Annotated in this window: 13 protein-coding genes and 1 pseudogene; 8 read left to right on the top strand and 6 right to left on the bottom strand. The window is 60.6% G+C overall.

The features are described 5' to 3' along the window. The 3 genes from RZR99_RS29310 to RZR99_RS29300 all read left to right on the top strand — a co-directional run. Nucleotides 1-211: NAD-binding protein (locus RZR99_RS29310; protein ID WP_323123270.1), on the top strand; the 211-nt coding region annotated here is incomplete at its 5' end. Between the two features lie 997 nt (nucleotides 212-1,208). After that, nucleotides 1,209-3,062, top strand: a complete 1,854-nt coding sequence (locus tag RZR99_RS29305; RefSeq protein ID WP_323123269.1) for a S10 family serine carboxypeptidase-like protein — start codon at nucleotides 1,209-1,211, stop codon at nucleotides 3,060-3,062. A 55-nt stretch (nucleotides 3,063-3,117) separates the two neighbouring features. Next, entirely contained in the window at nucleotides 3,118-3,522 is a 405-nt protein-coding gene (locus RZR99_RS29300; protein WP_323123268.1) for a 2-oxoglutarate dehydrogenase, read from the top strand. 428 nt (nucleotides 3,523-3,950) lie between these two features. On the opposite strand, the gene RZR99_RS29295 is transcribed toward RZR99_RS29300, so the two are convergent. Beyond that, the gene (locus RZR99_RS29295) at nucleotides 3,951-4,862 is read right to left on the bottom strand and encodes a LysR substrate-binding domain-containing protein (protein ID WP_323123267.1); all 912 of its coding nucleotides are present in this window, start codon (nucleotides 4,860-4,862) and stop codon (nucleotides 3,951-3,953) included. 680 nt (nucleotides 4,863-5,542) lie between these two features. On the opposite strand from RZR99_RS29295, the gene RZR99_RS29290 reads away from it, so the two are divergent. The 4 genes and pseudogenes from RZR99_RS29290 (at nucleotide 5,543) to RZR99_RS29275 (ending at nucleotide 12,257) form a co-directional block, all read left to right on the top strand. Then, complete coding sequence (locus RZR99_RS29290) at nucleotides 5,543-6,688, top strand: serine hydrolase domain-containing protein (protein ID WP_323123266.1); 1,146 nt, start codon at nucleotides 5,543-5,545, stop codon at nucleotides 6,686-6,688. 162 nt (nucleotides 6,689-6,850) lie between these two features. Next, nucleotides 6,851-7,357, top strand: a pseudogene (locus tag RZR99_RS29285) (molybdopterin dinucleotide binding domain-containing protein); the annotation flags it as partial. Nucleotides 7,358-8,553: 1,196 nt separating this feature from the next. Then, nucleotides 8,554-10,395 (top strand): S53 family peptidase, encoded by a 1,842-nt coding sequence (locus tag RZR99_RS29280; protein ID WP_323123265.1) that lies wholly within the window; start codon nucleotides 8,554-8,556, stop codon nucleotides 10,393-10,395. A 605-nt stretch (nucleotides 10,396-11,000) separates the two neighbouring features. Next, entirely contained in the window at nucleotides 11,001-12,257 is a 1,257-nt protein-coding gene (locus RZR99_RS29275) for a peptide-N-glycosidase F-related protein (RefSeq protein WP_323123264.1), read from the top strand. A gap of 250 nt (nucleotides 12,258-12,507) precedes the next feature. Here the strand turns inward: RZR99_RS29275 and RZR99_RS29270 are convergent, their stop codons facing one another. Next, complete coding sequence (locus RZR99_RS29270) at nucleotides 12,508-14,031, bottom strand: GMC family oxidoreductase (RefSeq protein WP_323123263.1); 1,524 nt, start codon at nucleotides 14,029-14,031, stop codon at nucleotides 12,508-12,510. A gap of 817 nt (nucleotides 14,032-14,848) precedes the next feature. Then, a complete protein-coding gene (locus tag RZR99_RS29265) occupies nucleotides 14,849-15,358 on the bottom strand; it encodes a flavin reductase family protein (protein WP_323123262.1) in 510 nt (169 codons plus the stop codon). 281 nt (nucleotides 15,359-15,639) lie between these two features. On the opposite strand from RZR99_RS29265, the gene RZR99_RS29260 reads away from it, so the two are divergent. Beyond that, nucleotides 15,640-15,930 (top strand): hypothetical protein, encoded by a 291-nt coding sequence (locus RZR99_RS29260; RefSeq protein WP_323123261.1) that lies wholly within the window; start codon nucleotides 15,640-15,642, stop codon nucleotides 15,928-15,930. On the opposite strand, the gene RZR99_RS29255 is transcribed toward RZR99_RS29260, so the two are convergent. The 3 genes from RZR99_RS29255 to RZR99_RS29245 all read right to left on the bottom strand — a co-directional run bounded on the left by RZR99_RS29255 (nucleotide 15,886) and on the right by RZR99_RS29245 (nucleotide 19,246). After that, entirely contained in the window at nucleotides 15,886-16,914 is a 1,029-nt protein-coding gene (locus RZR99_RS29255) for a methionine synthase (protein ID WP_323123260.1), read from the bottom strand. The two genes, RZR99_RS29260 and RZR99_RS29255, sit on opposite strands and share 45 nt — an antisense overlap. A 27-nt stretch (nucleotides 16,915-16,941) precedes the next feature. Next, the gene (locus RZR99_RS29250; RefSeq protein ID WP_323123259.1) at nucleotides 16,942-17,925 is read right to left on the bottom strand and encodes a DUF1852 domain-containing protein; all 984 of its coding nucleotides are present in this window, start codon (nucleotides 17,923-17,925) and stop codon (nucleotides 16,942-16,944) included. Nucleotides 17,926-18,574: 649 nt separating this feature from the next. Continuing rightward, nucleotides 18,575-19,246, bottom strand: a complete 672-nt coding sequence (locus tag RZR99_RS29245) for an epoxyqueuosine reductase QueH (protein WP_323123258.1) — start codon at nucleotides 19,244-19,246, stop codon at nucleotides 18,575-18,577. Between the last annotated feature and the right edge of the window lie 106 nt (nucleotides 19,247-19,352).

Here is a 19,352-nt window from a genome sequence, read left to right as displayed (position 1 = left end):
GTCGCGCGGCTATACGGGCGGCTTCGGCACCGACCTCATGCTGAAGGATCTGGGGCTCGCGAACGACGCGGCGAAGCTTGCACGCCAGCCGGTGTACCTGGGCGCGCTCGCGCAGCAGCTGTATCAGACGATGAGCAGCCAGGGCGCGGGCCGGCTCGATTTTTCCGCGGTGATCGGGCTGTATCGGGGGCGTGCCGGTACGCCGGGCTGATGATCGGAGGCGCGTCCCCGCCCTTCCTGTAAGAGGTCATGCCTCGAACGCATGGCCGGGCGGTTCGATCGGTTCCGTCCCGGCACATCCGGCGCGGCCGCGCCGCCAAACCCATCGGCTTCCGGAGCGGATCGACCTCGCTCGCCTCCTGCCGACGCGCCCATCGTTGACGCCGCCCCAGGCGGAGCCCCGAGGGCTTCGCCCGGGGCGTCCCTCGTCGCATCGCGACAAGCCCGTTTGTCGGCAACCCGCCGCTCGCCGCCGGGACACCTCCGTCACCGATGCACGTCAACCCGGGCATGCCAAGGCCGAGGCGCCCGTGAAAAAGCCGCTTATCGCACACATCCCGAGCACGTCCGCGCATCCCCTTGGTAACTAATTCCGCCATGCGCGCGACGGATTAAAAAATCGGTATTTTATGGCTGATTCAGCACTTTTTAATTCGCTTGCCGATGAAGCGATCAGGCTCAATATCCTGCAGACCTTTTGTGCGCCAGCATATCTTCCGCATTAATTCTTCACGAAATAATAGAAGTGAAAGAAAATCCCCGGCAGATTGAAGGGATACCGGCTGTGCCCCATCTCCCGCTTAGCTTTGGCGTTGTACACGAAAAAAACCATACTCAAGGAGAGCACACTCCGGAAATTACGCCCGGCCCGAACCATCGCTATTTCTTTCAAACGCTAAACGCCAATGAATAATCACATCACGGCCATCTTTTTTATACCGGCACTATCCTTGACAAAGCCTCTTTGCACCGCCTATTTTTATTGTGTTGTAAATTCTGATGACGTGAACGAAGTGAAATGAAGGGGGTGTTCAAGCACCATTCTTGCCGGCAGTCGGCGGCATCCGCATCAAGTCCAGTCTCTTAAAGAAGTCGAATCCCAACCGCCCCATGCTCCGAGTGCAGCGCGCGTTGCTGGAATCGTGCGCGCCTCGCGGGCGAGCGCGGCCTTTGTGAAACGGTATCGAAGCCAACCACCAAGGATAGAGATGAAACCAGACAGGAGTTGTACCGGCAACCGCCGCGGCCGTCATGGCCGGTTGGCCGGACTAGGGGTACTGACCATCGGGATAGCGGTGCTCGCGGGGTGCGGCGGAGACGATTCCTCCCCCGGCTCGGCCTCGACCCTGGCGCAGGCGCAGGTCGCCAACCAGCAGGCCAGCGCGCAAGCTTCCGCCAACAGCCCGGCACCCGCCGCCAATCAGCCGTACGTCGACCCGGTCGCCTATTCGATGAACGCCACCGACGGCCTCGCCGCCTCGCAGGTCGCCGAGAAAGCCGCGGTCATGCACTACCAATGGACGTCCGGCGCAAAGACGGTCAACTACACGACCACCACCGGCCACCTGACGGCGGCGGACGCGAAGGGCAACCCCGAAGCGTCGATGTCCTATGTGGCGTACACCGCGCCCAGCACGAACAACACCCCGCGCCCGGTCACGTTCATTTATAACGGCGGCCCCGGATCGTCGTCGATCTGGCTGCGCCTCGGCTCGTTCGCGCCGACGCGCGTCGCCACGCCCGATCCGCTGTTCGGCAACAACTGGCCCAACTATCCGCTGGTCGACAACCAGGAAAGCCTCATCGACACGACGGACCTCGTGTACATCGATCCGCCGGGAACCGGACTCTCCGAAGCGGTGCTGCCCAACACCAATCAGACGTACTGGGGCTCCGACGTGGACGTCAACATCATGCGCGATTTCATCGAGCGCTATCTGACGGTCAACAATCGCGGCAGCTCGCCGATCTACCTGTACGGCGAATCGTACGGCACGCCGCGAACCGACATGCTGTCGCTCGCGCTCGAATCGGCGGGCGTGCATCTGACGGGGATCGTGCTGCAGTCGTCGATCCTGAACTACTTCGCGGATGCGACGGAAGCCGTGGCAATCACGCAGTCGACGCAGGGACTGCTGCTCGATACCGATACCGTGGCCGGCTATCTGCCGGGGTACGCGGAAGTGGCGGCGTACTACAACCAGGTGTCGCCGGCGCCGATCAACCAGGGCTTGTACGCGCTGCAGGCCGAACTGTTCACGACGCTCATCTACAACCAGTTGCAGCAGTACTCGCAATCGTGGGTACTGAGCCAGCTCGGCATCCCGGATGCGCTGGGAACGCCGGTCTTTCCGACCAATACGACGCTGCAGTTCTGGACGTTCCCTTCGAGCCTGACCCTGCAGGCGCTGCAAGGCTACTTCAATGCGAATCCGTTCAACACCAGCCTGCTCCCCGGAACGACGATCGGCCGGTATGACGGACGCGTATCGCTGCCGAACAGCGATCCGAGGCTGCAAAACGACGGCGATCCGTCGGACATCCTGATCTCGCAGCCGTTCACGAACGCGCTCGCGACACAGCTGCCCGACTATCTCGGTTATTCGGCGCCGAACGCCACCTACGTGCCGTTGAACGACAGCATCATCGGCATCTGGAACTTCACGCATGACGGCCAGCCCATGCCGGACACGATCCCCGATCTGCTGGGCGCGCTGCAGCTCAACCCGCAGCTCGCCGTGCTCTCGGAGAACGGCTTCCACGATCTGGCCACGCCGTTCTTCAATACCGAGAAGCAACTGGCGCGGCTGCAGACTGTGTCCGGCCTGAATCCGAAGCTGCAGGTGAATTTCTTCCAGGGCGGGCATATGATTTATCTGGACGACGTGGCCCGTCCGCAGATGAAGCGGGACCTCAAGGACTTCTACCGGGGCAGGCAGATTCCGTTCGCGCTGACGCTGCGGACCTTGCCGCCGCCGTGGCAGGACGAGAATCCGGCCAGCACGCCGACCGGCAGCATTCCGGGCTCGGCGGCCGCGATGACCGCGGCGGTGACGCCCTGACCGACGGACTCCTTGCTACAGGAACCCTCTATTCATCCATTGAATGCGAGTGATCATGTCTCTAATCAATTTGATGCGGCGTATCTCCCCGTTGATCGTCCTCGGTGCCGTGATGGGCAGCGCCTACGCGCTGCCGCCCCAGTCGGTGGCGCCGGTGAAGCTTCCGCAAGGCGGCCGGGGCGTGGACGGCCCGTTCTTTCCCGCGACCCGCGTGGCCCCGGTGCTGCCGTCGACCGGGGCGACGCTGCAACAGCAGGCGCAGCAGCGCGTTGAAGCCAGGCTGGGCGCCAACACCGTGCTGAGCAACGGCGCGGCGGTGACGAAAGCGCAGGCGCAAAGCAGCGGTCTGGGCTATATCGCGAAGCACTTCGACGAGATCGATGCGAACCATACCGGCCGTGTGACGATGAGCAACGTGCGGCAGTACATTCAGCAGCAACAGCAATTGCAGCAGCAATAGCGACGGCGGACGGTCACGGCCTCCGCACGAATGCGGAGGCCGGTCGATCGACAAAAGGGGTCCGGTCATGCCGGGCCCCTTCTCGTTCGAAGCACACGAAGCCGAGGTGCGCTCATCGCACGCCGCTTTCGGCATTGCCGCTAACGGGGACCGGCAGGACAACGACGGCTTCTCGATCCGATGGCCGCGCGTAGCCGTTGCGCCGCGGCAGACGGAATCCCGCCGCCGCGCACCGGGTTCGCGCGGCGCGGCTTCAACCTGCCGGCGGGTGCCGGGAAAACGCGGGGTGACGCACGCCGCACGAGAAGATGCCGGCCCGCGCGCCGATGTCGCGCTGCCGCGATCGCGCGCAAGCATCGGCCGACAAGCCGGCCTTGGCGGTTCCCCGGTTCAAATCGGCGCTCGACAACGGCATCGCGCGATCACGCTCAGGACTGCACGGCGATCGGCACATGCTCCGCCAGGAAATCGACGAATGCCCGAACGGAGGGCAGCAAGCCCCGTCGCGACACCATCAGGAGGCTGATCGTCGACACGCCGGCGACCCAATCGGGCAGCACGCGAACAAGCCGCCCCTCCGCAGCTTCGCGACACCCCGCGTATCCGGGCAACGCAACGATCCCCATGCCCTGGCAAGCCGCCGCTTTCAGCGTCGCCATGTCGTCGCTGCAGAGCAGCGCGTTGAAGGGAATGGTCTGTGCCTGATCCGGCAACAGCGCATGGCTCAGTCGCCATTCATACGTATTCTGGACACCGCCGAAGGCGATGCCGTCGTGCGCCGCGAGCGCCGAAGGCGTATCGGGCACCCCCTTTCTCTGCAAATAAGCCGGCCCGGCGAACAAGTGCCAGGATGTTTGCACGAGGGGCCGCTGGACCAGCGTGGAATCCGGCAGCGGTTCGAAATGTGCGCGCAGGCATAGATCGAAGCCTTCCTGCAGCAAGTCGACCTGCCTGTTGGATGCGTGCTGAACGATGCTCACGCGCGGATGGCCGGCCATGAACTTCGGGATCAGATCGGCCAGCAAAAGCTGCGCCGTCGCAACCGAACTCGAAAATCGGATCATCCCGCTGGGCTCCGCCATCCGCTGGCGCACCACATTCTCCGCCGCGTCCGCTTCGACCAGCATCGCGACCGCATGCCGGTAAAACGCTTCCCCGATCTCCGTGATGACGAAACCCCTCGGCGTGCGCTGGATCATGCGCGCGCCCAGTGCGGTTTCCAACCCGTGTATGCGACGGCTAAGACTCGACTTGGCCATGCCGAGCGCACGGGCCGCGGCGGTAATCCCTTTGTTCTCCACCACCTGGACAAAGTAATAAATGTCGTTCAGATTCAGCATATCCCTTCGTTGTTCCTGGTTCCGTCAGAGCAAGATCGCGGATCTGAGCGCGTGATCATATCGTGATCCGAAAAATAGTTTTCCGAACCGGAACGGATAGGGCACGGAGACTCGGTCCACGCTTCATGCGGAGCCGGCCATCGGTCGATCGACCGGTCGGGCCGCACATGCTCATCCCACGGCGTCGCGGCACCGCATCGCGCCTCGGCCCGCTAGCGGAAGCGATTCCATGACATCGAAGTCCTCTCTCCCACCAGCAACGCGCCGCGATCAAACGTCCGCAGCATGGCCTCCCGGAACCGGGTTTGCCCGGACCTGCCCCGCTTTCGCAATGTGGCCATCCATGTCGCGCGTGTTGCGAAAAATCGAACTTACCGTTCGCACGGCAGGGACTTCTATCCATAGTGCTCCCGTTCTAGACTCACAAGGAACGACACACTCGGACTTGCATGCAACGCATAGGCGCCTATCTCGTCGTTTCGACATATCCCTTGCCCGATGATCGGAACCCGAAAGCACGCAGCGCCAACCTCACCCAGCAGCCCGCCGCGATCGCCGTAGCCACCCTCAACCACGGCATCCACCCACGCGGCATCACGTCATGGCGATCACGCTTCGATTCGCGACGCGCTTTCAAACCTGACGCCCGTACCCCCTCCCTCCGATAAGGATCCATTCGAATGTCAGATCAAACCAACACCAGCGAACTCGCTTCTCGCCTCGATGCCGTCATCGATCATGCGATCGGTAACAAACGCGTAATCGGCACGGTGGTGATGGTCGCGCTCGACGGCGAGACTGTCTATCGCCGCGCGGCAGGGCGCGCCGACCGAGAAGCGAATACGCCGATGAGGGAGAACGCCATTTTTCGCCTGTCATCGATCACCAAGCCGCTGACGTGCGCGGCAGCCATGGTGCTGGTGGAGCGCGGCGTCATTGCGTTGGATCATCTCGTCACACGCTATCTGCCCGAATTCCGCCCTCGTCTGGCCAACGGCGTCGCACCGGACATCACGTTGAGGCACTTGCTCACGCACACCTCCGGGCTGAGTTATCGGTTCCTCGATACGCCCGGCGGCGATTACGACAAAGCCGACATCTCCGACGGACTCGATCAACCCGATCTGAGCCTCGACGAAAACCTGCGACGGCTCGCGAGTGTTCCTCTGCGCTTTGCGCCCGGCGAACGCTGGAACTATTCGCTCGGCCTCGATGTGCTGGGCGCCGTGATCGAACGGGCAACCGGGGAGCCGTTTCAAAGCGCGATGCACAGACTCGTCACTTCGCCGCTCGGCCTCGACGATCTCACGTTCCACGCCGAGCGTTCCGGGCGTCTCGTCAAACCCTATGTGGACGGCCACCCCGAACCCGTCGCGATGACCGAGGACATCGTCGTTCCCGTGTACTCGAACGCGATCCGCTATTCCCCCAGCCGGATCCATCACACGGCCGCCTACCCGTCCGGCGGCTGCGGGATGGCGGGTACCGCCGGCGACATCCTGCAATTTCTCGAAGTGATTCGGAAAGGGGGCGCACCGATCCTCCAGCGTTCGACCGTGGCCGACATGATGCGCGATCACGTCGGCCCGCAAGCGGGTGCGCAAGGCCCCGGCTGGGGGTTCGGTTACGGATGGGCGGTGTTGTCGGATGCCGATGCGTCGGACTCCCCCCAGTCGCCGGGAACGCTCCAATGGGGCGGCGTCTACGGTCACCACTGGTTCATCGATCCCCTCAAGCGGCTCACCGTCGTCAGTCTCACGAACACGACGTTCGAAGGTATGTCCGGCGCCTATCCGATCCGGATTCGCGACGCGCTGTACCGCTGACCTCACGCGGCCGCGGCTGCGAGCTTGAAGAGCGGGCCGAAGACCATCCATTCAAAGGAGCTGACATGGCGAAGCGACGTGAAGTACCCGGCATCCGGAACTACGATGGGCCCGCCGGCGGATGGGGCGCGCTGCGCGCGACGGCTAAGGCGATACGCATCCATCAAGCAGCCCGGCGGGTTTCGACTGCCTCTGCCGCCGGCCGAACGCATATGGCCGACGCCATCCGGGAAAGCGGAATTCTTCGTATTTGACGGCCTCGCCGAGGATGACGAAGTCGATGAAGCGGGAATGTTGCGGCTCGCCACGATTCGCAGTCACGATCAATACAACACCACCATCTACGCGATGGACGATCGATATCGCGGCGGATTCGGCCGGCGCGACATCCTGTTCATGAATGAGGGCGATCTGACATCGCGCGGGCTCGAGCACGGGGATCGGGTAGACATCGAAACGATTTCGAAGAATGGAACGCGACGCATGGAAGGTCTCACCGTGGTCGCATACGATATCGCGGCGGGCTCCGCGGCGGCCTACTATCCGGAAGCGAACCGCCTCGTGCCGCTCGATTATCTGGACAAGCAGAGCGGAACGCCGTCATACAAGTCGGTGCCGGTACGGGTGACGCGTTCTTCGTTGCACTCACCCGAGGACGCGCCGATCTGACGCGCGACACGTCCGCCCTGCGTGAGCCGCCATAACGCCGGTGGGTCGCGCCGTTCGCAGCACCGCCAAGCGAACGCCGCTTGCCGTATCGGTTCGCCAGACAGGCATTCGGCGTGGCGCCCCCCCGTTTCCGGCGGCGACTCTCGATCCGGCGAGCCGGTGTATCGATGTCGGAGCGGATCAACACGAATCCGTGCCTACCGAACATGCGCAGACAGGCACTCGCCCCCGGGCTGCTGCCGCACTCGGCCACGGCAGCCGGCACGGCAATCGGGCACATCGAAAACCGGCGTTGCCTTCACGCCGCTCGCCTTCTAAATCGCATTCGGTTCGATTTCGACGGAAAAGCCGATTCGACTCAGTCATAAACGCCGTTCCGTTTTCAATTCGACGCGACCCACCCCGTTAAATGCACCAAACTCAGGCACGTTGATCGAGTTCGCTTAAATTTTTTATCACGCATGAAATAAAGTTTGACCGGCGCAATTTTTGATTGCTATCTTCTTTCAGAGGGCTATCGCCGCCAAGCTTCTTCCAAACAAAATACTGACAAAAGCATTTAATTTTATTTACATCGCAAGGAGAAATCCCAAATCGTAAACAGCATACGGTCACTCATCGCTATTAATTCCCGATACGACGGAAATTCTATCCATTGGAATGTGTGCAATACAGGCCCGGCCTGATCAGGCATTCCGGTGGATATGACTCACCCTGTAGCCGTGAAACGCGCTTGATGAGAGCCGGCAATATGCTCAGGCCCGGAGTTGATCGCCAACCCTGTTTAAGATTTCGGAATTATCCGACCGATCGTACCGATTTCCGTTGAAAAATCGAGCAGTGCAATTGAATGCGCACGGTATTCCAGCAAGCGCTTGGGCGTTGTATTTACCGAAAAATGCCGCTCGCGTAGTGAACCGCGCAAACCAGCACTGACATGGCGTACCGAACTCGCGAATCCAGGAGAGGAGTCATATCGAACATTTTTTCTAATTCATAAGAACTAAAACCATCTTGATGAACAAGTAAACATCACGATGGAACAGGTTCCAGGGCGTTCGCGCACCACGGCCAGGGCGTGGAACGAGATCGAGTGCGGCATCTAGAGTCGGAGGAGGGGGCGGCGTCGGCGCGTGACGCCGGGGGTCAGGCAGGTCTTCCAAGGTTGAACGATCAATTATCAGGAGTACTTAAGCATGAAGAATCAAGAAACCAAAGCCTCGCTCGAACTGAAACGCGGGCGTCTGGCGATTGCGCTGACCGTTGCACTGGCGGCATACGGGACGACGGTGTCGGCACAGACGCCAGGCACCGAACAGGGAAGCTGGGTACAAACGCGCAACCACGTGCACGCGGATATCGCCGGCGCGCGATTCGTCAGCAACGCGAACGATACAGAGCCGCTGACGATCGCCGTTACGATGAAGCTGCGCAACGAAGGCGAACTGGATCAGCTCATCAAGGAAACGCATCGCCCCGGCAGCGCGTCCTACCATGCATTCCTGAGCGCCGCTCAGAGCACGGCCACTTACGCGCCGACCGAGCAGCAGGCACAAGCCGTGGCGAACCATTTGACCCAGGCAGGCTTCACGAACGTCCAGATCGCGCCCAACCGGATGATCGTCACGGCGCAAGGGACGGTCGCCACGGCGCGCGCGGCGTTCCACACGACGATCGGCCATTTCAGCCTTCATGGCCGCGATGCGATCGCCAACACGGCCGACGTGCAGGTGCCGGCGGCGCTCGGCAACACGGTCGATCGGGTACTCGGGCTGCAAACAGTGAATCGGCCGCGGGTCTACTCCCTGCCCGTCCAGAAGCTGAAGCCGGCCTATTCGGTCATCACCAGTGTCGACGGAAATCCGAACGCGCACGGCTACAAGCCGCAGGAATTCGCGACGGTGTACGACGCCGGCAGTCTGGCGCCCGCGACGTCGACCGCGGTGGCCATCGTGGGCTGGGGCTCCATGACGACGTCCGCGGCCGATCTTGTCCGCATGGAGAAAGATCAGGGCATTCCGCAGACGCCCACGACGATCAAGGGCTATGGCGGCTCGAAAGGCGCCACCGGCAACGACGATACCGGACAGGGCGAATGGGCGATGGATGCGCAGGCGATCGCCGGCACCAGCGGCGGGGTGAAGAGCTTGACCTTCTACACCGCCTATAGCAACGCCGTGCGGACGTCCAACGGTCTCGAAAGCACCGTCACCACGGCGGGTCTCGTGGCGGCCATCAACGGCGCCGTCAGCGACAATACCGCCAAGGTCATCAACCTGTCGTGGGGCGACGGCGGCGAAGTGTGTACGTTGAATGGCAGCGCCAACACGGACTCGGCTTGGGCGGATTCGTATTTCAAGCTCGGCGTGGCGCAAGGGCAGACCTTCTCGGTTTCCTCGGGCGACAACGGTGCGTATCCTTGCCCGACCGCTGCTCAAGCCAACACCAACTTCAACGGCGAGTACGGCGACAAGACCCAGCCTGCCGTGAGCTACCCCGCCAGTTCGCCGTACGTCGTCGCCGTCGGCGGCACGACGCTGAACACGACGGTCACGGATAGCTACATCTCCGAGAAGGTCTGGCCGTACAGCGGCGGCGGCGTCAGCCAGATCGAAACCAAGCCGACCTGGCAAAGCAATGTCTCCGGCAACTACCGGGCGATACCGGACGTCGCGTTCGATGGCGACTGGACCAATTCGCCGATCATCTACTACCTGACCTCCAACTCGCAGAATCCGCTGCCCAGCGGATCCGGGTACTACAGCAACGGCGGAACGAGTCTGGCATCGCCGCTCTTCGTCGGCTCGTGGGCTCGCCTGGAGAGCGCGCACACGAACTCGATAGGCTTTGCCGCGCCGGCCCTCTACGCCTACGGCAAGACCCTGCCGGTACATGACGTCACCAGCGGCAGCAACGGTGCCTACTCGGCCGCCGCCGGCTGGGACTACGCATCCGGCTGGGGCAGCTTCGACATCTCCGCCATCAACAGCTTCATCAACAGCACGCCCGGCTTCATCTCGACATCCAATCAGCACTGATTTCGGGTGCCGATTGAAGGTCGGCGGGTGGGTTCGCGATGGACCCACCCGCCTGTTCCGGCTGCCGGGCGGCGGTGACGCGTTGCCGCGCCGCGATCCCTCGGGGTTCGCTCGTGAGCGCGGCCCGCCCGTTCCGGTACCGTCAATCTGGGAGACCTAGCCGATGATGATGCATGAACCGCTCGCGCGGGATCGCGCTTGCCCATTCCACGGCACGCCGTCCGGCGGCAGCGCCGTCCAAATCGGCGTCAGCCGGCTGCCGCGGGCAGGCGGGGAACATCTCGCGCGCCGATCCGGGTTGCAGGCAACCCGGCCGGTCGCACCCGGATGGAACGTCGCGACGGGCCAGAGGCATCGGCCGACGCCGCCGGTCTCGTACAGGCGCGGTCGGCGTATCCGGGTACGTATTGATCGGCGAAAGCCGACGCCGCACCGATTTCCACGGTCGTGCCCGTTGGCGCCGGGGCGCGGAAGATCGGATACCGGCTTCGCCGAAGCGAACCGCTGATCATCGCCCGGTCCCGCAACGGCACGCATGCCACGGCACGGCCTCTCCGTCTCGACCCGGGCCTCTTCACACGCAGCTACTTTATCGGGAGTCAATCATGCAACGCGCGCAATGGATCGATCGCATCAAGCAGACCAGTCCCGCCTTACTGTTGGCCTTATCGTGCGCGGCAAGCGCGCAAACCACCACGACCGCGCTCCCCCTGTCGCCGCAGTTCGGCATCTACACCTCTTCCGCGCCGAACGGCTACACGCCGCCATCGGGTGTGGTCGTATTGCGCGGCACACAGAACTGGTACACGCTGACCAAGCTGAGCCCGGCCCAGCAGAAGCAGTTGGGCGCGGACCTCAAGGCGAGAATCAACTACTCGGCCGGGTGCGATAGCTACGATCGCATCGAATCCGTGGTCTACCTCACCAAGGACCGGGGCGTGGCGCCCACGGCCGCGGACCTCCCCAACGCGATCGAAATGGCCCGCTTCATGTCGCCATTCAACTACTACGATCAGAAGGCGCCGACCTACGTCTACCCGCTGGTCGACGTCAGTGTCTTCGCGCCGCTACTGATCAGCACGACACAGGATGTCTGGGTCGGCATCGCCGGCGGCTCGAATCCGACCTATCCGCCTTCGCAGGGCTATCAGCTATGTTGGAACGCCAACAACCAGGCAAGCACGAACATCCCGCTGAAGACGTTTCCAGCGAATGTAACGGAAGCGCAGGCTCCCTACGTCGGCTTCAGCTTCGGGCTCGACTTCGTCTCGTCTCAGCCCGCCGGCCGTCCCGCCTCGAACACCGCCGTTGCCGCGGCGCTCAACGCGCCCGTCGCGCCCAGCTCGGGTCCGGTGCTTGCCATTGCCGGAACGCTCAACGTACCGAACCCCGGAAACGGGGCGACCACGGTCACGGGTACGATAAACGTGATCGTCACCAGTCACGGCGGGGATTCCGAGTACGGCTTCAACGCCGGTAACACCTTGCTGGTCAACGGCACTCAGGTGGGCAGCGCGTTCAGCACTCAGGCGAACTGCAGTGCGTACGCCAATGCCAGGATCAATCCTCTCAACACCGGTGTGGAATCCAACACCACCGGCAGCAATCCGAGCAACCCAAGGAACTGGTGCCCGGCCTCGGCGGTTAGAACGACCGCGGCCAATCCCGGCACACCCAACCCGACGACGGCCACGCCCGGCATTCCCGTCCAGGCGCAGATTTTCAAGAACGTGACCTTGAACGTGGGCGTCAACACGGTGGCGCTGCAAATGGGGCCCTTTACGACGACATTCGGCGGCCCATACAACGCAAGCAATGGAGACTACTACCCGACATCGATCACTTTCGTGCCGGCTCAGTAGGCGAGTCAGCCGCCTTCGGCGCGAGGCGCTCGCATCCACCGGATCGGGCGCCTCGCCGCGCGGGCGGCAGCCGGTTTCCTATCTTCACTGACCGCGAAACCTGCGGCGGCCTAAGCGCGATGCGCTGGCCGGCGTCTCTCGACCGCCGACGCGTCAACATCCCACCTCGCCAGTAACATGGGATCGCCGGCACTCGCCACACCCGGCGTCAGCCTGGATGGATCGAACGACACGTTGCGCGATACCTCGGTTATGCGTAGTGCCGGGCGATATGTTCGGCCGTCGCGATGGTGGTGATATTGGTCGCCACCGAAATGGCATCGGGGAAAATCGACGCGTCGACGACGCGCAGGTTCGCCACGCCGTGGACCCTGCCCTGCAGATCGACCACCGACCCGGCCGCGCCGATGTCGCCCATCGGGGCCGTCGACGTCGGATGGTGGTAGGTGTCGAGCGTCGCGTAGATCGAAGCCAGGATCTCCCGGTCGCTCCGTGCGTCGATGCCGGGCGCCAGCTCGGAATGAATCAGTCGGGACAAAGGATCGGTTCGGCCGATCCGTCGCGCGATCTTGACGCCGTCGATCAGCCTGATCCGGTCGTCGGGATCGGCGAGGAAATTCAGATCGATGCGCGGCGCCGCTTCGGGGTTCCGGTCGACGAGGCTGAGCCGGCCGGCCGACAGCGGACGCGTGAGCGCCACCGCCAGCACGAACCCCACCTTCGTCGGACTCAGATCGTGGGGAAACAGATGCGTGGCGGTCACGTGGAGATCGAGGTCTCCGTTCTTCGCCAGCGTGCTGCGCGTCCACAGTTTCGCGCCGATCACCGGCGACTGCGCGCCGATCTTGTCCGGATGCGCGGCATACGCGTTGTAGTAGAACGGGTGGTCCTTCAAACGCTGGCCGACCGGCAGATCCGCAACCAGGGGAATGTTCAGCGCTTTGAGATCCGAACCCGGGCCGATGCCCGAACGCAGCAGCACGGCGGCGCTGCCGTAGGCTCCGGCGCTGAGAATGACTTCCGAGGCGAAGATTTCCTCTCCGTCCGCGAGACGGATGCCGATCGCCTTCGAACCGTCGAACAGGACGCGATCAACCAGCGCGCCGCCGCGGATCTTCAGGTTGCTTCGCCCGCGCACTTCGTTATCCAGATAGGCGATGCCGGTATTGACGCGCACGCCGTTGACGATATTCATCGGGTAGGGCCCGACGCCATGCGCGTCCGGTCCGTCAAAATCGTCTATCGCCTGAAATCCGTTGGCGAGCGCCGCGTCGACGAACGCCCTTTGCATCGGCGTGATGTCGTCGCGCGACAGCTGGCGTACCGGCAAAGGACCGCCGTGTCCGTGCAGCTCGCCGGTGCCGCCGACATGGTGCTCCAGCTTCTTGAAAGCGGGCAGCAGATCCGCGTACGACCACCCTGCCAGCCCCCAGTTCTCGAGATCCTGTGGCCGTGCCCGGATCGCCACCGAGCCGTTGACCGCCGAACTTCCGCCCAGGACTTTGCCTCGGAAAGCACCGATGGGATGCCCGACGACGCCGGGCTCCGTTTGATAGCCCCACTCGTGCCCGGTATCGGCACCCAGCCGGTCGCTGCTCGCGACTTCATGCGGATAGCCCCACGCGTTGTACGCGGCGCCGGCTTCGAGCAGCAACACGTTGCGGCCCGCCGTCTCGCTCAGGCGTCTCGCCAATACCGCACCCGCGGATCCCCCACCGACAATTAAAACATCGACCGCGCGCCCCACCGAACCATTGACATCGGCTCCGCTCATCAGGTTTTCTCCGTGAATTAACAACCTTGGAAGGAGATTAACCTGAACCGGTATGACTCGAAGGGATCGAAAAATCGAACTATCAGTTCGGTTTTTTGAAACTCAAAGCCGGCGCGCGTTCGCCGCGCTGGCAATGTTTTTATTGAGATACCTCCGCCCCAAGCCTGGCGGCGGATGAGCCATGGCCCATCTTCGACATTCAATAACCACGTTGCCTGATTAATATGTCGCCATATCAATTATGGGTCGACGCGAAAAATATCATTCCGCTATTTTCCGCGACCGGCAGACGTAGAGACCTCACCTCTCATTTGCCGCAATCGAGGCTGGCGATTTGACGGGCGCCGTGAATTCATTTCTCGGCGAAAGAGAACAGGGGCGAGATTTACCGGCCCGGAGGTGGTTGCGCGGTATGTTCCCGCCCATCTCCTCGAATGCCCACTCGACGAGCGGGAATTTTCTTTTTTCGCGCCCACTTAACCGTATGTCCACTGGGCAATCATGTATTTCGAACCCGCGCGCCACTTGCGTATGAGCACGGCACGGGCACGCCGAGGCGCCCGCATGTTTACCGCCGGCGCAAATACAGCACATGCCGCGAGCCCCCGTGCCGAGATGGATGCAAGCGCGCGGGGGGCGGCCGGGTCAATGGATCACGCCTGCTGAACGATCTTCTGTCGCTGACGGCGCTGGTGCCCCGCTGCGCAGGCACTGCCGTCGATATGCGGCTCGATATGGCGATGGCCGGCCTGTACACGTTGACATCTCGAAGCTATCAAGTAGTTGACGCGTCAAGGAGGGCAGCGGAGGTCAACGTTCAAACCGCGCGATGCGCGGCGATGTTGCGATATTGCCCTTTGAAATACAGCAGTGGCTGCGTAGCAACCGCTCCCTGCAGGTTCAACGCTTTCACTTCGCCAATCACAATCAGATGATCACCCGCGGCGTGCTCGGCGTAGATTTCGCAATCAAGCCAATGAAGGCTGCCGACAATGATCGGGTTACCCAGCGGCGATTCTTGCCATTCGACTCCATGCCACTTGTCCGCGCCTCGTCGAGCGAACTGGTTGGAAATCCCGACTTGCTCGTCCGACAGGATATTGACGACGAATCGTCCGGCCTGGCGAATTTTAGGGTAGCTGGCCGAACCGGACATTACGCTGAATGACACCAGCGGCGGGCTCATCGACACGCTGTAGAACGACTGGCAAGTGAAGCCGATCGGCTCGCCATCGACGTGTGATGCAATGACCGTGATACCGGATGCGTAATGCCCGAGCGCTTCGCGAAAGCTCAATGGCTCGATGGCAGTGCTGGAAAGTGACATGGTAGTGACTGAATACTGGGTGCGGCTCGAGAATGTCAAGGAAGGCCTGAAGTCGTCAGGCCATGTCGGCTGATTGCATCGGTTGTCCATTGTGAAAGCGGCTCATCGATCGGAATCGATTCGATAGCCCACTCGATTCTCCGCGCTTAGCCATCGCGAGCCACACACGGCACGATTCCGCGCATGACGGACGCATCTCTCGAGTGCCGGCCGGCACGTATCGACGTGTCGTCCATGAACTCATTCGTCATCCATGCCGATGTGAGCCATCGTGCTGCGTATTGAAGCAGTACGTGCAAGCAACCCTCCCGCGGCGCCGCCTGATTCATTTCGATCCTAAACAACGTCTTGCCGGCCCGCTGGTGCTCGCCGGCTTAATCGGAATCGAAAAAGGCCTTCGCTTCATCTTCATGCTCGGGAAATCCGGGCGGCGTATTCCACCGGATTCAGGGAACGCGTTTAAGGCGCTCCCTGAAATCCTCGCTATCTTCAATTTCCCGAGCACCACGTCCGACCGTGGCTCAGGGCTAGCTCGAGATTTCTCTCCGAACGATTTCCGCGCCCGCACTTAAAGCATTCAGCTTGCCTCTCGCTACTTCACGCGACAAGGGAGCCATGCCGCAGTTGGTACAAGGATAGAGCTTGTCGGCATCGACAAACTGAAGTGCTTTTCGCAAGGTGTTGGCGACTTCCTCGGGTGTTTCGATGACATCGGTTGCCACGTCGATGGCGCCCACCATCACCTTCTTACCTCGAATGAGTTCGATCAGTTCCATTGGAACATGAGAGTTGTGGCACTCCAGCGACACCATATCGATGCTGGATTTTTGTAGCTTGGGAAAGGCTTCTTCGTATTGCCGCCACTCCGATCCCAGCGTCTTTTTCCAATCCGTATTGGCTTTGATGCCATAGCCATAACAAATATGCACGGCGGTCGCGCACTTGAGGCCTTCAATTGCTCGCTCCAAGGTCGCAACGCCCCACTCATTCACTTCATCAAAGAAAACGTTGAACGCGGGTTCGTCAAATTGAATGATATCGACGCCGGCGGCCTCCAGTTCCTTGGCTTCCTGATTCAGGATCTTTGCGAACTCCCAAGCCAGCTTTTCGCGACTTTTATAATGATCGTCGTAAAGCGTATCGATCATGGTCATGGGGCCCGGCAGAGCCCATTTTATGGGTTGCTCCGTTTGCTGGCGCAAGAACTTGGCATCTTCGACAAACACCGGTTTTTGCCGAGCAACAGCACCCACGACCGTCGGCACGCTTGCATCATAGCGATCACGAATTCTGACGGTCTTGCGGTTCTCGAAATCAACGCCGCTGAGGTGCTCGATAAACGTGGTCACGAAATGCTGGCGCGTTTGCTCGCCGTCGCTGACGATATCGATGCCCGCATGTTGCTGCTCATGCAATGACAAACGCAAGGCATCCTGCTTGCCCTCGACGAGTCCCTCATCTTGCAATTTCCAGGGTGACCAGAGTGTCTCGGGTTGCGCAAGCCAGGAGGGTTTGGGCAAGCTGCCGGCCGTTGAAGTAGGTAGCCATTTCTTCACAATAGATAACCTTGTGTTTTCGATTAATCAAAGAGCGTAGTTAGCGGACCACTGCTCAAGAACAGCGTGGTACGGTTTGATGAAGTGCTCCTCGACAAACCTTCCCTGCTCGATAGCCAGCCGGCTGCGTTCTTCTCGATCATAAACAATTCTAGTTAATGAAAAATCCTGGTGCTTCAAACTTGGCTGATAGAACTTTCCTGCCGCGGAATTCGCATTGTAGATCTCGGGCCGGTAAATTTTCTGGAACGTATCCATTGTGCTGATAGTACCGATAAGCTCGAGATCGCTGTAATCGCCAAGTAGATCGCCGGCAAAATAAAAAGCCAACGGTGCGACGCTATTCGGAGGCATGAAATAGCGAACCTTCAATCCCATTTTTTTGAAATATTCATCGGTCAGAGAGTATTCGTCCTGCTGGTATTCAATGCCCAATACCGGATGCTGATTCGCGGTCCGATAATAAGTCTTGCTGCTCGAGACACTCAGGCATATGACGGGCTGCTTGCTGAAGTTGGCCTTGTAGGCGCTCGAGTTCACGAAGCACTTGAACAACTTCCCGTGCAGGTCTCCAAAATTCTCCGGAGTGCTGAACTCGGGCTGATTCCTGGTGTGCTCCAGCAATAGGACGCTGAAATCATAATCTCGCACGTAAGAGGAAAAATTATTCCCGACGATGCCTTCGATGCGCTCGCCGGTTTTTCGATCGACAATATTCGGTTTCAATATTTCAATCAAAGGGAGAGAAGCGTTGTTGCTTTCGCCGCCCATGCTCATTTCGACGGAAATGATTTCAAGCTCGACGGTATAGCGATTGCCCTCAGGATTATCCCAATGCGCCAGGGCATTGAAACGATTGTCAATCATCTTGAACGTGTGGCGCAAATTCTCTTGACGACGCGTTCCTCTAGCCAAGTTGGCGAAGTTGGTCGTAATCCGCGTACTGTCTGACGGCCGATAGTCTTCGTCGAAACAAATGCGCTTGATGGCAAATGTAAAATCTTCACTCATGTTGATCTGGCACCCTGATTTCCGAGATAAAACCTGAATCCATCTTGGTTTTCCAATGCTTCCCGATTTTATTTTCTGATTTTTGCTCGGAAATCTCTATGACCCCGGCATTCGAGACGAATTTTATGTCGAGCCATTGATGAATAAAAGTGAATTAATCTCATAAAACCATTAGCCATGTTCATGGCGTGGTGTGCATGTCGGCTTGCTCGCGGACTTGTCCCTCTCCATTCGCACCGCCCTTGCCTGCGGGATTCTGCCGCCCCGGCGCTCGGCCAGACGGAAAGCCTGACGGCGAAGTCACGGCGTGAGCTTGGTCAACGCCGCGCGCGATAAGAGGGTTCGCTTGCCGCGCATCGAATCCGGCGACGAACCGTGAAATGAGGCGTGCGTGAAAGAGATGCCCCTCGCTGCGGGGGCAAAGAGCGACGAATGGAATGACGAAAAGCCGGCTCAGTCTTGTGCTGAATCGCGGTAGAGAAGGGACGCACGCCGGTTTCGAGTCGCTTCCGATGCTCCAGCGGAATGCCAGGCGCCTGCGCGATGGTGATCTGCGACATGCGTCGAGCGGTGCGCGGCGCGACCAGGGTTTTGTCCGAGTGCGATGTCTTCAGCCGTTCCGCTTGTTTATCGGGTAAAGACGGTGAACTCAGGATTCGGTTGTGGAGTCGTCGTCACCGTAGAACTTCACGCCCAGCTGGATGCGTTCCCGACCGCTTTCCAGGCGATGCCGATTGCTGTCGCGTAGCGAATAGACGCAGCCGCAATATTCTTGCTGGTAGAAGTTTTCTCGCTTGCTGATCTCGATCATGCGCGCCGAGCCGCCGCCTTTGCGCCAGTTGTATTCCCAATACAGCATGTCGGGATAGTGCGAGGCCGCGCGCACACCGCAATCGTTGATCTGTTGCATGTTCTTCCACCGCGAGATGCCTAACGAGCTGGTGATGACGGGGAAGTCGTGTTCATGTGCATACAATGCCGTGCGCTCGAAACGCATATCGAAGCACATGGTGCAGCGGATGCCGCGCTCCGGTTCGTTTTCCATTCCCTTGGCCCGCTCAAACCAGTTGTCGCGGTCGTAGTCGGCATCGATAAATGGAATACCGGATTTCTCTGCAAACCGGATGTTTTCCTGCTTGCGTAGTTCGTATTCCTTCAGCGGATGGATATTCGGGTTGTAGAAGAAGATCGTGAAGTCGATACCGGACGCCTGCATGGCTTCCATCACTTCGCCCGAGCAAGGCGCACAGCAGGAATGCAGCAGCACTTTCTTGTGCCCGCCCGGTAACGCCAATGGCTTGCGTTCGGTTGTGGATGCCATAGAGGTGCATGAAATACGCCCGCGTTCGTCGAACTGGGCAACCTGGAATTATCTTCACCGACCGAGGGAAATGAAAATGGATATGTTTTCATGTTCCTATGAGCGG

It is taken from the genome of Burkholderia alba (genome assembly GCF_034721475.1).
Lineage (GTDB): Bacteria > Pseudomonadota > Gammaproteobacteria > Burkholderiales > Burkholderiaceae > Burkholderia > Burkholderia alba.
Note: the sequence above shows the minus strand (reverse complement) of the source record. Positions and strands in the feature narration are given on the sequence as shown.

What these genes read in the sequence shown, in the direction of transcription:
- RZR99_RS29300 (WP_323123268.1), top strand. Translation starts at nt 3,118, where the DNA reads ATGTCTCTAATCAATTTGATGCGGCGTATCTCCCCGTTGATCGTCCTC.
- RZR99_RS29295 (WP_323123267.1), bottom strand. Translation starts at nt 4,862, where the DNA reads ATGCTGAATCTGAACGACATTTATTACTTTGTCCAGGTGGTGGAGAAC.
- RZR99_RS29305 (WP_323123269.1), top strand. Translation starts at nt 1,209, where the DNA reads ATGAAACCAGACAGGAGTTGTACCGGCAACCGCCGCGGCCGTCATGGC.
- RZR99_RS29265 (WP_323123262.1), bottom strand. Translation starts at nt 15,358, where the DNA reads ATGTCACTTTCCAGCACTGCCATCGAGCCATTGAGCTTTCGCGAAGCG.
- RZR99_RS29250 (WP_323123259.1), bottom strand. Translation starts at nt 17,925, where the DNA reads ATGAGTGAAGATTTTACATTTGCCATCAAGCGCATTTGTTTCGACGAA.
- RZR99_RS29270 (WP_323123263.1), bottom strand. Translation starts at nt 14,031, where the DNA reads ATGAGCGGAGCCGATGTCAATGGTTCGGTGGGGCGCGCGGTCGATGTT.
- RZR99_RS29245 (WP_323123258.1), bottom strand. Translation starts at nt 19,246, where the DNA reads ATGGCATCCACAACCGAACGCAAGCCATTGGCGTTACCGGGCGGGCAC.
- RZR99_RS29280 (WP_323123265.1), top strand. Translation starts at nt 8,554, where the DNA reads ATGAAGAATCAAGAAACCAAAGCCTCGCTCGAACTGAAACGCGGGCGT.
- RZR99_RS29275 (WP_323123264.1), top strand. Translation starts at nt 11,001, where the DNA reads ATGCAACGCGCGCAATGGATCGATCGCATCAAGCAGACCAGTCCCGCC.
- RZR99_RS29290 (WP_323123266.1), top strand. Translation starts at nt 5,543, where the DNA reads ATGTCAGATCAAACCAACACCAGCGAACTCGCTTCTCGCCTCGATGCC.